The sequence below is a fragment of the Bacillus sp. JS genome, assembly GCF_000259365.1.
GTDB classification, from domain to species: domain Bacteria; phylum Bacillota; class Bacilli; order Bacillales; family Bacillaceae; genus Bacillus; species Bacillus stercoris.
Window position 1 is genome coordinate 2,874,979 of record NC_017743.1, and the last position, 13,014, is coordinate 2,887,992.

Genomic DNA, 13,014 nt, shown 5'->3' on the forward strand with positions numbered 1-13,014 from the left:
TTCAAAAGCTGAAAAACTTATGTTGTTTGATTCTTGTTAATAACATTGAGGCCTCCGGTGGCTTCAATGACAGTCCCAGTCACAAGGTCTGAGTTCTCCTCACACAAGAAAGCGATAATCCGGGCGATATCCTCGCCTGTTCCGGACCTTCCTATCGGCGTTTTTTCTTTGCCGATTCTCATTCTAGCTTCCTCTATCGATGCTTCTTTCATGTCGCCGACAATGTCTCCAGGGCAAACCATGTTGGCTGTTATGCCGAATTCGGCTTCTTCAATGGCGATTGTCTTCGTCAAAGAAGCCAAGCCCACTTTCGCAGCGCCAAATGCCGAGCGATGAAGCCAGCCTGGCGCGTGAGCCGCACCTTGGAATCCGTACGTAATGATGCGTCCGAATTGCTGTTTTCTCATAATAGGAATAACCGCTTTGAATAAATGAAAGACGGCGCTTAAATTTCCTTCCAGCATGCCGTACCATTCATCATCAGTATAATCGGCTAACTTTTTACGTTCAAATATGTATGGTCCCGCGTTGTTAATCAAAAAGTCGATCCTTCCAAAGCGGTTTAAGGCAGTGTCTGCAATACGCAGCAGATCTTCTTTTTTGGTGACATCACCTTTTACAAATTGCAGCCGGTCAAGACAATCGGGACAGGCTTCCTTCAGGCGGCTGACTGCCTCCTCATCCTGTCTGTAATTGACTGTTACTGAATACCCCTTTGCAAGCAACGTTTCAGTCACTTTGCGGCCTAAACCCTTCGAACCGGCAGTAATTAAAGCATGTCGCACATGAATACCTCCCAAAGCAACGTCGCCGCTTTCAATAAAGTGTTTCTTCTTCTACTTTACTATAAAAGGCTTGCAATATCACTTTTTACACTTTGGCATACAAAAAAAGCTGCCTGTATAGACAGCTTATTCTGCAGAAGATGAAGACTCCTGATCAGGCATATCGACATAACCGCTTTGATATGCTTCTGAAATGAGCCTTGTTGTCTCCTGGCTTTCTTGTTCATCATAAATATAGCGTTCCGTTTCTTTTTTCATCATTCTGCCTCCCATCATTATAGAGGTAGGTTGGCTATAATGACGGTTTTTTATGAAGGAAATTTTAACAAACTCCTGTTGCGACGCAAGCTTTCGCTTTCTCAAGCGCTTGCTCCACCTGTTTGAATCCGGTGCCCCCGGCGCTCATTCTTTTTTCAACTGCGTAGTAAGGGTCTAACACAGTGTAAATATCTTCTTCGAATAGTGTGCTCGCCTGCTGAAACTCGCCAAACGGCATATCGCTTAAATAGATTCCTCTTTCGATGCAGGTGTACACAAGTTTTCCGACCACTTCATGCGCTTCTCTGAACGGCATTCCTTTCTTGGCTAAATAATCGGCCAGTTCCGTCGCATTTGAAAAGTCTTGTTTTGTCGCTTGCTTCATGACGTCTTTGTTTACAATCATTGTTTGGATCATGCCTGTGAAGATTTGCAGGCTGCCCTCCACCGTTTTCACTGTGTCAAACATGCCCTCTTTGTCTTCCTGCAGATCTTTGTTGTAAGCAAGCGGAAGTCCTTTCATAATCGTAAACAGCCCCATCATATCGCCGTATACGCGCCCTGTCTTGCCACGGATCAGCTCCGCCATATCAGGGTTTTTCTTTTGCGGCATCATGCTGCTCCCTGTTGCGTACGCATCGTCAAGCTCGATGAATTTAAACTCCTGCGAGCACCATAAAATGATTTCTTCAGAGAAACGGGATAGGTGCATCATCAGCATACTGCTGTTGCTTAAAAACTCCAAAATGAAGTCTCTGTCGCTGACGCCATCCAAGCTGTTTTCATAAATAGAATCAAAGCCGAGCAGTTCGGCTGAATAATCACGGTCGATTGGGAAGGTTGTTCCCGCGAGCGCCCCGCAGCCGAGCGGAGATTTGTTAATCCGCTTCATCGAATCCTGAAAACGCTCCTTGTCGCGCTCTAGCATCCAGAAATACGCAAGCAGATGGTGAGCGAATGAAATCGGCTGGGCGCGCTGCAGATGTGTGTAGCCCGGCAGAATCGTTTCAACGTTCGCTTCCGCCTTTTCAATCAGCGCACTTTGGAATGCCTCAATCAGCTCGATGATGTGGCCGACATGATTCTTCAAGTATAAATGCATGTCAGTCGCCACCTGGTCATTCCGGCTTCTGCCGGTATGCAGCTTGCCTCCGAGCGGGCCGATTTCGTCAATCAGCATTTTCTCTATGTTCAAATGAATATCTTCATAATCGACTGAGAATTCCAATGCTCCCTCCTCTGCTTTTTGCAAAAGGGTATTCAGTCCCTCGCGGATTTTCAGCTCTTCTTCCGCTGTCAGGATACCGCATTTTTTCAGCATGGCAGCATGTGCGAGAGACCCTGTTATGTCTTCAGTGACTAAATTTTGGTCAAATGATATGGATGCGCCGAACTCGTCGACCCATTTTTCCGGTGTTTTTTGAAACCGGCCTCCCCAAAGCTTCTTCATGCTTTAATCTGCTCCTTCTTTTTCACGATGCTGTTCACTTTTGTCGGAAGGCCCCAAAGCTCAATAAAGCCAATTGCCGCATGGTGATCAAACGCATCGTCTTTTGTATATGTTGCAAGTTTTTCATCATATAGAGAATATTCTGATTTACGCCCTTCTACGATTGCATGGCCTTTAAACAGCTTCACGCGAACGATGCCTGTGACATGCTTTTGCGTTTCTTTTAGGAAAGCGTGCAGCGCGTCTTTTAACGGCGAGAACCATAAGCCGTTGTAAATGATTTCTGACATTTTTTGCTCGATGATCGGTTTAAAGTGTGCAACCTCTTTCACCAGTGTCAAATCTTCTAATTCTTTATGCGCTTTGATCAGTGTAATCGCACCAGGGCATTCGTATACTTCCCGGGATTTAATGCCGACGAGGCGGTTTTCCACGTGGTCGATACGTCCGACACCGTGTGCGCCTGCCATTTCATTCAGTTTCAAAATCAGTTCAGAAAGCGTGTAAGATACGCCGTCAATGGAGACAGGCACACCTTGTTCAAATGCAATTTCAATCACTTCCGGCGTGTCCGGCGTTTTTTCCAGCGGAGCTGTTAAATCGTATGCACCTTCTGGCGGCGCCGCCCATGGATCTTCTAAAATGCCGCACTCATTCGCGCGTCCCCAGAGGTTTTGGTCGATAGAATACGGGCTGTCAAGATTGATCGGAATCGGAATGCCGCGGCTCGCCGCATATTCAATTTCTTCTTCACGTGACCACTGCCATTCGCGAACCGGCGCGATGACTTCAAGGTCAGGGTTTAATGATTTAATGGAGACTTCGAAACGAACCTGGTCATTTCCTTTCCCCGTGCATCCGTGAGCAATCGCCTGTGCATCTTCTTGTTCCGCAATTTCAACCAGCTTTTTCGCAATCAGCGGCCGAGATAATGCCGACACGAGCGGGTATTTTCCTTCATACATCGTGTGGGCCTGCAAAGAGATAAGCGCGTAGTCCTGTGCAAATTCCTCTTTTGCATCGATCACGTAGGAGTTTGTCGCGCCGACTTCAAGCGCTTTCTGCTGAACAAAGGCCAAATCTTTGCCTTCACCGACATCCAGACAGCAGGCGATGACATTATATCCTTGCTCCTGAAGCCATTTTATTGCGACGGAAGTATCAAGGCCCCCTGAGTATGCTAATACGACTTTTTTCTGTTCTGACATGATAAAAATCCCCTCTCAACTGTGTTTCTATTTTGTATAAAAATAAATTATTTTTAATAAAAATGCATTTTGTATGTATACACTTTAACAAGTACGTTTCGTTTTTTCAAGCCTTTTATCAAAAAAACTTCACCTAAATTTCAGGTGAAGTTTCGTAGTATTTATTCATTTACTTGTCTTTTCTGATTTCTCTGACCACATGTGCAAGTTCGGGAATAATCAGCTTATTCATTGCCAGCTTAACCGCACCGCTTGAGCCTGGCGTTGAGAAAACAGCGGTATGCTGAATGACACCGGCTGTTGCTCTCGACATGATTGCGGCAGAGCCGATATCCTCTGTATAACTCAGCATCCTGAATATTTCTCCAAAACCGGGCAGCTCTTTCGAAAACAGCGGCGTTATGGCTTCAATTGTGACATCCCGATCTGCTATGCCTGTCCCTCCGTTTAAGAGTACCGCGTCTGTCTGTTCATCCATGCAGCCCGCAAGCACTGACCGCTGCAAAGCATCCTTTTCGTCTTTTACGATTTCATATGCAGCAATATGATGACTGGCTTCTTCTAAAAATGAGATCATCAGCTTGCCGCTTTTATCGGTTTCCTCTGTCCTCGTGTCACTGACAGTAATCACTTTACACCGAACGATATCGGGAGCTTCTTGTTTATGCTCTTGAACGCTCATTGGCCCACCTCTTTTATGTTTTCTGTCTGTCACTATCATGCATCAACAAAAAAGCACATTCAAGAGAATGTGCTTTCATGCGATTTATTTTGCTAAACGAACAACGTCGCGCGCAATCATGACTTCTTCATCAGTCGGAATGATCATGACTTTTACTGGAGAATGCGGATAGCTGATGAAAGCTTCCTCGCCGCGCACGTTATTAAGCGCAGGATCCCAGTATACGCCCATGAATTCTAAACCGCGAAGAACGCGTTCTCTGACTTCCACACTGTTTTCACCGATACCGGCAGTAAAGATGATCGCATCTACACCGCTCATTCTAGCAGCATAAGAACCGATGTATTTGTGGATTCTGCTTGCGAATACTTCAAGAGCCGTTTCCGCGCGCTCATTTCCTTCTTTCGTTGCTTCAACGATGTCACGAAGATCGCTAGAGAAGCCGGAAATTCCGAGCAGTCCGCTTTTTTTGTTTAATGTATTCAGTACTTCGTCAGCCGTTTGGCCTGTTTTCTCCATGATGTATGGGATCAGGGCAGGGTCGATGTTTCCAGAGCGCGTACCCATTGCAACACCGGCAAGCGGCGTAAAGCCCATTGAAGTATCAATTGATTTTCCGCCTTCAACAGCAGCAATACTTGCTCCGTTTCCAAGGTGGCAGGAAATCAGGCGCAAGTCTTTTAACGGACGGCCAAGAAGCTCTGCCGCACGCTCAGTTACATATTTATGTGAAGTGCCGTGGAAGCCGTATTTACGGATGCCGAATTTTTCATAGTATTCATACGGCAGGCTGTAAAGGTAAGACTGCTCAGGCATTGTTTGGTGGAATGCCGTATCAAAAACAGCTACCGCAGGAACATTTGGAAGCACTTCTTTGAACGCTTTAATTCCAACGATATTTGCCGGGTTGTGAAGCGGTGCCAATTCAGAAATATCTTCGATTTCCTTAATGGTTTCATCCGTTAATAAAACAGAATCGCTGAATTTTTCTCCGCCGTGAACGACACGGTGGCCAATTCCGTCAATTTCATTCAAGTCTTTAATAATGCCAAATTCCGTTAACTTATTCAGCAGCATTTTAACAGCTACCGCATGATCCGGAATATCAGTTACTTCTGTATTTTTTTCGCCGTTCACAGAAATTGTGAATACGCTGTCGGCGATACCGATTCGTTCAACTAAACCCTTCGTTAAAACGGTTTCTGAAGGCATTTCGAAAAGCTGAAATTTCAAAGACGAGCTTCCTGCGTTAATTGCAATAATTTTGGACATGATTGACGCTCCTTTATACTCTGTATCAACAACTTCGTTTTTCGTACTTTTTTCCCGGTGAATATCAACATCTTCTCCGAAAAATATCTGACTTTTCCATTTAAACATTGTCATGTCGGCTTTTCAAGTCAACTTGCGTATTGATAACGCTTACAATAAGAAGTCGTTATTTTCAGACACATTCCCTATAGGTTTTGTATTGATGAACGCTTACAATTTGCGGTTTTTCTCTCTGTATTTTGTGTTTCAAAGCTGGATTCAATTCGTCAGTCCGATCTTCAAAAGACAAATAAAAACAGCTTAGGCATCCATCTCATACGGCTGCCTAAGCTGCTTTTAACAATTACTTTTCTTTTTTAAACCAATCATCAAATTGAGCCATCATATCAAGCATCGCCTTTTGATTGGAGAAAGACGGAAGATTCGCAAGCAGAATTTGCCCCGGCGCTTTCGTCTTCTCTCCTTGTTTCTGAAGCACAAGGATGCTTTTGGCATGAGCTTCGTCTTTAAAAATAGATTTTGGCAGCTGCAACAGCGCGTTGATATGAACCTTATCTTTTAAAAACTGTTTCAGCTTGCCGCTTTGGGAGCTCTCAAACAAATGATTCGGAATCATAAAAAATAAGTAGCCGCCCGGTTTGGTATGCTTGACGCTCTGTTCAATAAACAGATGATGCGCGAAGGAATGGCCTTCGTCAGCTTTGAGCTCAAACGCTTCTGCTCCTTCGTCATTTGGATAATAGCCGACTGGCAAATCACAAATGACCGTGTCCACTGGATCGATAAACAACGGCTCAAGGCTGTCCTGATGGAAAAGCTCAAGCTCTTTTTTCAGTAGGTTCGCTTGGGCATACGCGATCTTCAAGAGCACATCATCAATTTCAATGCCAAAGCTGGTTGCCGTTTTTCCAGACAGCTGGTTCAGCATGGTAAACAGAAGGTTTCCGGTTCCCAAGGCTGGATCAAGAACGGTCAGTTCCTTTTTATCCGCCATAAACTTATTCACCAAATAGCTGATGAAAAGCCCGATCGTATCCGGCGTCATTTGTCTGTTCGGATGAGAGATATCCTTCATTCCTTTAAGGACGGCAAGCTGAAAAGCTTTGCGCACCCACTCATGCTCATATGTGCCGAATTCCGCTTTTTCAAGCAGAGCCTGAAGCTGTTTGGTTTTCTGATCAGCAGGCAGTTTCAGCTGATCTGTTTTTTCAAGAAAATACATTTCTCCTGCTTCGGCCAGGGCCTCTATATATGAAATCTGCAATTCATTCTTTATCATAATCGCGGCTTCGTCTAACAGCTCATACACCGCACCTACATGGTCTTTTTGCATATGTGTTCCTCCTTGCCATGAAAAAAGCTCCGGCGGCAGCCTGGAGCTTTTTTCCCTGCTTACTTCACTAATGCCTTAGCAGCCTCAATTGGCTTTTCATAGTTCGGGTGGTTTGTTGCTTCGCTTACATATTCAACGTAAACGACTTTTCCGTTCTCATCAAGGACAAATACGGAACGCGCAAGCAGACGAAGTTCTTTAATATACACACCGAACGCTTCGCCAAATGACATATCTCTGTGGTCAGACAGTGTTTCCACTTTGTCGATTCCGTTAGCACCGCACCAGCGCGCTTGTGCAAATGGAAGGTCTGCACTGATTGTGTAGACGTTGACATCTCCAAGCTTTGCAGCTTCTTCGTTAAAACGGCGTGTTTGTGCATCACAAACACCTGTATCAATTGAAGGGATAACAGAAATAATCGTTACCTTTCCTTTCATGTCAGCTAACGATTTTTCTTCAAGGCTGTTAGTCAGCACTGTGAAATCAGGAGCTTGATCTCCTACCTTCACTTCTTGTCCGACAAGTGTAACCGGACCGCCTTTGAATGTAATTTCAGCCATTATAATTCCTCCCTTTTGTATGTATGTCTCTATCATAGTAAAGTTTCCTGCAAACTGCAAAGTTTATGCCAAAAAAAAGTTAACTGCGGCCGGCGCAGTTAACCTTTTTTAATAATTCATATTGTTCATTTGGTTTTGACTTTGGCTCTGGCCTTGGTTCTTGTTATTTTTCTTGAACATTTGCTGAATGCGTTCAAGTGTTTGAGGGGCTGCGTCTAAAATTTTCTCTATTAAATGAGTATTTTCATCTAAATGAAGCATTCTGATCCCTGTCGATCCGACAATTAAAAACGCGATCGGCGTAATGGACACACCGCCCCCGCTTCCGCCTCCGAAAGGAAGTTTCTGTTCTCTTGTCTCATCGTCTTCCGATTTCTTTTCTGCTGGCTTTCCGCCAAACTCGCTTCCGCCTGCGGCGAATCCGAATCCGACTTTAGAAACAGTTAAAATCACACTTCCATCAGGCGTTTCTACTGGATCTCCGATGATGGTGTTAACATCAATCATTTCCTTCAAGTTTTCCATTGCGGTTTTCATTAAACCTTGGATGGGATGGTCTGCCATATACGCTTCCTCCTTAAACTGATGAATCATTCTTTGAAGTCATTCGAGCCGACGGATTCTTCTTTAATACGGATAGCTCCCGTCCGTATTTGACGAATTTGAAAGCTGCAAGCATAGCATGTCCAAAGCGAAAAAAGAATATACACTGAAAATGGGTCTTGGAAACCGGGACTTGAAACGAAGGGATCACCTCATAAACAGGTTTATTTACAAAGTCCAGATGGTCGTAGAGCATCGCTGCGATACCGCCTTTCACACCCCATACAGCACCTGTTATCACACCTGTCACTGCCGCGTCCTGAATTCCGATAACTGTAATCCATTCCAGCTTTGTGATATGTAAATGCGCGAGAAAAGAGGCACTTATTTTCCGTAATCTGGTGACCTGATGCAAAAGCATTTCAATCTTACTAATGCTTTGCTGCACATCGTTTTGTGTGATTTTCTTCTTTCCGCTGCTTTTTTTCATTTTAGATTCAGTTTTTTGTTTGATATCCACTGTTCCGTCTTCTTTGTTCAGCTTAATCGCCGGGATTGTTTTTTTGATCCTTATCAGGCCAAACAGCGCCGTAATCTTCAATGTCAATTTGTCATTATCATCGGCATGAAGATACTCCAGCGCAACATGGATTTTCATTCTGAGAAGCAGTACGACCCCTATGAGAATAAGAATGGCTGTCAGTGCATACACCATATTCTTCACTTCCTCTAGGAGCATTATCGCCAAATCCTAAAAAAATAAACCCGGACAGAGGTCCGGGTTATCAGTTATTTGCGGTATAATTTTTCATGCACCACGGTGGTATCCGCGATGTAATCATGAATCCCTTGTTTTGTAGGTGAAAAAGCAACAACGATATATAAAATCCAAATCTTATCAATATACCGTCCAACCACTTCACGAAAAATCACTGTACTCCATGTCAGCTTGCAATCTTGCTTCACAGAAACCACTTTGAGGCCGAACACCATTTTACCCAGCGTCTGCCTAAAGTATTTTGTCATTAGTGCGAAATAGGCAAGATAAACAATAAGCGTTGTCACACTGTAGGCCGAGAAGGTAAACATGCCGGATGATTTCGGCAGATCCATTACGGTAAAGAGGGGAGAAACGAGTAAATGGTTTAATCCCCATACCACGAGCCAATCAAGCAGGAAAGCCCAGAAACGAACCCAAAAGCCAGCATAGGCATGTGTCAGCTGCTCCGCTTCTTGCGGGCCTTTGATGTCATTGCGCTCTAACTCTTCATATGTCGCGTCCATTATTGTTCCCTCCTACTTCGCATAGAGATACATCATTCTCGGCGAACCGGATTGCGAAAGCATTTCTCTCATATTTAAAAAATCAATTTCACTTTTAAACATTTTGTTTGCGCCCATGGAAAACAATGAGCCTAATCCGAAGCTTTCCTCATAAGAAATGACAGAGGCGTTTTTCAAATCCTTGTGATCCTTTTTCATCGCCGAAATAGTGTCATCATAAAAACCAAGCTCATCAACGAGATTCAGTTTTTTCGCCTGACGCCCGTCATACACACGGCCGTCCGCAATTTTCTTTACCTCTGCTTTCGACATGCCGCGGCCTTTTGAAATCACATCAACAAAGCCCTCATACGAATTATCAACCATCGATTGCATGATGTTTTTTTCTTCTTTCGTCATCTCACGAGAAGGAGACATAATGTCCTTGTGAGCCCCGCTCTTAATTGTTTCAAAAGAAATGCCGAGCTTATCGGCAAGCTTTGAATAATTGACGCTTTCCATAATGACGCCGAGTGACCCGGTCAGGGTTTCCGGTGTCGCAAAAATCTTATCAGCCGCCGTTGAGATGTAATAGCCGCCGGATGCCGCCATCGATCCCATCGACACATAAATCGGTTTTTTTGTTTCTTTCTTGATTTCTTCCAGCTTCTTATGTATTTCAGCACTTTCATATACTCCGCCGCCCGGAGAATTCACCTTCAGAACGATACCTTTGACCGTCTTGTCATCTTTTGCGCGCTCAAGGTTTTTTAAGAACGTTCTGTGGTTATATCCGTCTGCACCAAGCAGACTGCTTGAATCCCCATTATCCTGGATGGTGCCGCTGACCTCTAATACGGCAATTTTACTTGAGAGACTGCCGTTTTCCAGCGTCTTTTCCTGCGATTCATCCGTCAATGATGTAAGATCCGTTTGAGCGCCTTTGACGCTTTCAAAGAAACTCATAGAGATGCTGACGATAATAGACACGCCGAAAATCCCCAGAGCTATCACTAATGCGATCCATCTTTTTGCATTCATTTTTTCTCCTCCTTTTTCCCAAACTCTCTCATTATACGATTCAATATGAAAAATGTTTCACTTCATGAGAAAGCTCCGGCTTAACGGGCTGCCGGCAAACGTGGTACACTTATGGCCAAAGGTATTTTATCACAAATACTGGATGACAGAAAAACTTAAATATGACAGCAAAGGGGAAATGGGATATGACCGAACAACGCCGTAATGTTTATTTTTTTCACAAACAGGACCAGGAAACAAACGAACAAGCCCGCTCGTTAACACAATTGGCTGAAGAGCATGGATTTACCGTTGTGAACCAGCACTCAGATGCCAATATTATTGCCAGCATTGGCGGGGACGGCACATTTTTGCAGGCAGTCAGAAAAACGAATTTTCGCGACGACTGCTTGTACGTCGGCATTACCAAAAAGGGGAAAGCTCATTTATATTGCGACTTTCATAGTGATGAGCGAGAAAAAATGGTCGATGCCATGACGTTTGAACAAATTGAAGTCAGAAAATATCCGCTGATTGAAGTGACAGTGGATCATGCCAGTCCTTTTCACTGCTTAAACGAGGTATCCATCCGTTCAAGCATCATTAAAACCTTTGTGATGGACGTGCTGATTGACGATCTGCACTTTGAAACGTTTAGAGGTGACGGGATGATTATCTCAACGCCTACAGGCAGCACCGCCTATAACAAGTCTGTTGCAGGAGCGGTTGTTGATCCGCTGCTTCCATGCATGCAGGTATCAGAGCTTGCATCCCTTAACAATAACACCTACCGGACACTCGGCTCGCCATTTGTCCTCAGCTCTGACCGAAAGCTGACCCTTCGTGTGGTGCAAGACGGCAACGAACACCCAATCATCGGCTTGGACAATGAAGCACTCAGCACGAGAAATGTGAAAACGATCGAAATCAAACTGTCTAATAAAAAAATAAAAACAGTCAAACTAAAGGACAATTCATTTTGGGAAAAAGTGAAGCGTACTTTTTTATAAAAAATAAAAGGACAGGCTGCTGCCTGTCCTTTTATGATTTCTCATATACAATCTGGCCGTTAATCACGGTTTTTTTAATATCTAAAAGATGAAGCTGTGCGGGGTCAATGGAAAACGGATCACCACTGAGAACCGTAAAATCCGCGTCATAGCCTTCCGCAATTTTCCCGCGTGACTTCTCTTTATAAATGATTCCGGTGCTTCCTTCTGTATAAAGCTTTATCGCTTCATATACAGATAAACATTCACTTTCATTATAGCTTGGCCCGTTATGCTCATGAATGCTCTTGCGAAGCACCGCGGACTGGATCCCAAGAAGCGGGTCAACAGGCTCAATCGGAGCGTCTGAACCGCCCGCGCATAAAATGCCTTTAGACATTAAGGTTTTCCAGGCAAATGCAGTCTTCATCCGGTCTTTTCCGAGACGGTCAATGACCCACGGAAAATCGCTTGCAACGAAATGCGGCTGAAGATCAAGCGCGATCGGCATGTTTGCTGCTCTCTCGATTAATTTGCTATCAAGCACTTGAGCATGAATAAGCCGGTCATGCCGGCCGTTTTGGGGTGGATGCTTTTCTATTGCGTTGAGCACTTTTTCAAAAGCAAGATCGCCGATTGCATGAACAGCAACCTCCATCCCTTTTTCTCTCGCTTTGCGAATGAGCCGGCCAAGGGTTTCGTCATCATGAACCTGAACCCCCTGAGTTGATGGATCATCCAGATATGGTTCTTTCAATAAAGCCGTTCTCCCGCCAAGCGCCCCGTCCGCAAAGATTTTCATCGCTCCAAACTCCACATACGGGCCGGACGGCTTCTCCAGCTCCTCCCATCGGTCGACAGCCTCATGATGAACGAGCAGATGACAGCGGAACGGATACTTTCCGCTAGCGGCAGCTTTCTCATAAGCTTTCATCGGCACCGAAACATCACCATAATAGGACAAGTCTTCCGAATGTCCGCCTGTCAGGCCTTTTGTCCAGCAGTCCTCTATTGCAGCCGTTAATGCCTCATCAACGTAGTGCTGGGAGACCGGCGGGACAGCCTTCAGAATCAAATCCTGCGCCTTATCAAAAAGAAGGCCCGTCGGCTCTCCATTTGCATCTTTTACGATGACGCCGCCGTCAGGATCAGGAGTGTTTCTTGAAATTCCCGCCGCTTGAAGAGCCGCAGAATTAACAGCTATTGCATGCCTGCATACTCGCTTGAGCAAGACGGGCCTGTCTGGAAACAGGCGGTCTAGATCATGCTTATTTAAATAGTCCGGTGTCTCAAACTGATTTTCATTCCAGCCCTCTCCAATGAGCCACTCGTCTTCAGGAAGCTGCCGCTCTCTTTCCTTTGCAGCCTGTACAATCGCTTCTTTAGACGTCAGTGCGGACAGATCAAGCTGAAGCTGTTTTTCGCCGTGACCGATCAAATGTAGATGGCTGTCAACAAAACCGGGGAACATCACTGCTCCATTCAGGCTGATTTCTTCTGTTTCCGGGGAGCCGTACTTTTCCTTCAGATGTTCATAGCTGCCGGTGCCTTTTATGACACCATCCTCAACATAAACTGCCTCTGTCCGATCGCCTTCTTCGAGCATCGTATAAATGAAACCGCCGTGCCATATCGCCTTCATTCACGT

At 44.9% G+C, this 13,014-nt stretch carries 14 protein-coding genes and 1 pseudogene; 1 reads left to right on the plus strand and 14 read right to left on the minus strand.

The annotated features are described in order from the left end of the window. Positions 1 to 17 precede the first annotated feature (17 nt). The 13 genes and pseudogenes from MY9_RS14605 to sppA form a co-directional block, all read right to left on the minus strand. Positions 18 to 785, minus strand: a complete 768-nt coding sequence (locus MY9_RS14605) for an SDR family oxidoreductase (protein ID WP_014664973.1) — start codon at positions 783 to 785, stop codon at positions 18 to 20. A gap of 126 nt (positions 786 to 911) precedes the next feature. Further along, complete coding sequence (locus MY9_RS22030; protein ID WP_041521399.1) at positions 912 to 1,043, minus strand: hypothetical protein; 132 nt, start codon at positions 1,041 to 1,043, stop codon at positions 912 to 914. 64 nt (positions 1,044 to 1,107) lie between these two features. Next, a complete protein-coding gene (gene argH / locus MY9_RS14615) occupies positions 1,108 to 2,493 on the minus strand; it encodes an argininosuccinate lyase (RefSeq protein WP_014664975.1) in 1,386 nt (461 codons plus the stop codon). Further along, the gene (locus MY9_RS14620; protein WP_014664976.1) at positions 2,490 to 3,701 is read right to left on the minus strand and encodes an argininosuccinate synthase; all 1,212 of its coding nucleotides are present in this window, start codon (positions 3,699 to 3,701) and stop codon (positions 2,490 to 2,492) included. Before MY9_RS14620 ends, argH begins: the two co-directional genes overlap by 4 nt. Positions 3,702 to 3,870: 169 nt before the next feature. Then, the gene (locus MY9_RS14625) at positions 3,871 to 4,383 is read right to left on the minus strand and encodes a MogA/MoaB family molybdenum cofactor biosynthesis protein (RefSeq protein WP_014664977.1); all 513 of its coding nucleotides are present in this window, start codon (positions 4,381 to 4,383) and stop codon (positions 3,871 to 3,873) included. An 84-nt stretch (positions 4,384 to 4,467) separates the two neighbouring features. Beyond that, positions 4,468 to 5,655 (minus strand): acetate kinase, encoded by a 1,188-nt coding sequence (locus MY9_RS14630; RefSeq protein ID WP_003223511.1) that lies wholly within the window; start codon positions 5,653 to 5,655, stop codon positions 4,468 to 4,470. A gap of 172 nt (positions 5,656 to 5,827) precedes the next feature. After that, positions 5,828 to 6,027 (minus strand): annotated as a pseudogene (locus MY9_RS21965) (hypothetical protein). Next, complete coding sequence (locus MY9_RS14635; RefSeq protein WP_014664979.1) at positions 5,999 to 6,988, minus strand: class I SAM-dependent methyltransferase; 990 nt, start codon at positions 6,986 to 6,988, stop codon at positions 5,999 to 6,001. Before MY9_RS14635 ends, MY9_RS21965 begins: the two are co-directional and overlap by 29 nt. 59 nt (positions 6,989 to 7,047) lie before the next feature. Then, positions 7,048 to 7,551, minus strand: a complete 504-nt coding sequence (gene tpx / locus MY9_RS14640) for a thiol peroxidase (protein WP_040082146.1) — start codon at positions 7,549 to 7,551, stop codon at positions 7,048 to 7,050. A gap of 108 nt (positions 7,552 to 7,659) precedes the next feature. After that, positions 7,660 to 8,115: a GerW family sporulation protein gene (ytfJ, locus tag MY9_RS14645; RefSeq protein ID WP_014664981.1), complete on the minus strand. Its 456-nt coding sequence runs from the start codon at positions 8,113 to 8,115 to the stop codon at positions 7,660 to 7,662. A gap of 13 nt (positions 8,116 to 8,128) precedes the next feature. Continuing rightward, positions 8,129 to 8,809: a DUF2953 domain-containing protein gene (locus tag MY9_RS14650; protein ID WP_041521400.1), complete on the minus strand. Its 681-nt coding sequence runs from the start codon at positions 8,807 to 8,809 to the stop codon at positions 8,129 to 8,131. Positions 8,810 to 8,883: 74 nt separating this feature from the next. Next, a complete protein-coding gene (locus tag MY9_RS14655) occupies positions 8,884 to 9,378 on the minus strand; it encodes an RDD family protein (protein WP_014664983.1) in 495 nt (164 codons plus the stop codon). Between the two features lie 12 nt (positions 9,379 to 9,390). Continuing rightward, a complete protein-coding gene (gene sppA / locus MY9_RS14660; RefSeq protein ID WP_014664984.1) occupies positions 9,391 to 10,398 on the minus strand; it encodes a signal peptide peptidase SppA in 1,008 nt (335 codons plus the stop codon). A 185-nt stretch (positions 10,399 to 10,583) separates the two neighbouring features. Between sppA and MY9_RS14665 the strand changes: the two genes are divergently transcribed. Then, on the plus strand, positions 10,584 to 11,387 hold the full coding sequence (locus MY9_RS14665) for an NAD kinase (protein WP_040082141.1): 804 nt from the start codon (positions 10,584 to 10,586) through the stop codon (positions 11,385 to 11,387). Between the two features lie 31 nt (positions 11,388 to 11,418). Here the strand turns inward: MY9_RS14665 and MY9_RS14670 are convergent, their stop codons facing one another. Beyond that, complete coding sequence (locus MY9_RS14670; protein ID WP_014664987.1) at positions 11,419 to 13,008, minus strand: amidohydrolase; 1,590 nt, start codon at positions 13,006 to 13,008, stop codon at positions 11,419 to 11,421. Positions 13,009 to 13,014: the final 6 nt, after the last annotated feature.

Coding starts and splice junctions, on each gene's coding strand:
- MY9_RS22030 (WP_041521399.1), bottom strand. CDS start 1,043: ATGAAAAAAGAAACGGAACGCTATATTTATGATGAACAAGAAAGCCAG.
- MY9_RS14670 (WP_014664987.1), bottom strand. CDS start 13,008: ATGAAGGCGATATGGCACGGCGGTTTCATTTATACGATGCTCGAAGAA.
- MY9_RS14655 (WP_014664983.1), bottom strand. CDS start 9,378: ATGGACGCGACATATGAAGAGTTAGAGCGCAATGACATCAAAGGCCCG.
- MY9_RS14665 (WP_040082141.1), top strand. CDS start 10,584: ATGACCGAACAACGCCGTAATGTTTATTTTTTTCACAAACAGGACCAG.
- argH (WP_014664975.1), bottom strand. CDS start 2,493: ATGAAGAAGCTTTGGGGAGGCCGGTTTCAAAAAACACCGGAAAAATGG.
- tpx (WP_040082146.1), bottom strand. CDS start 7,551: ATGGCTGAAATTACATTCAAAGGCGGTCCGGTTACACTTGTCGGACAA.
- MY9_RS14650 (WP_041521400.1), bottom strand. CDS start 8,809: ATGGTGTATGCACTGACAGCCATTCTTATTCTCATAGGGGTCGTACTG.
- ytfJ (WP_014664981.1), bottom strand. CDS start 8,115: ATGGCAGACCATCCCATCCAAGGTTTAATGAAAACCGCAATGGAAAAC.
- MY9_RS14620 (WP_014664976.1), bottom strand. CDS start 3,701: ATGTCAGAACAGAAAAAAGTCGTATTAGCATACTCAGGGGGCCTTGAT.
- MY9_RS14625 (WP_014664977.1), bottom strand. CDS start 4,383: ATGAGCGTTCAAGAGCATAAACAAGAAGCTCCCGATATCGTTCGGTGT.
- MY9_RS14635 (WP_014664979.1), bottom strand. CDS start 6,988: ATGCAAAAAGACCATGTAGGTGCGGTGTATGAGCTGTTAGACGAAGCC.
- sppA (WP_014664984.1), bottom strand. CDS start 10,398: ATGAATGCAAAAAGATGGATCGCATTAGTGATAGCTCTGGGGATTTTC.
- MY9_RS14630 (WP_003223511.1), bottom strand. CDS start 5,655: ATGTCCAAAATTATTGCAATTAACGCAGGAAGCTCGTCTTTGAAATTT.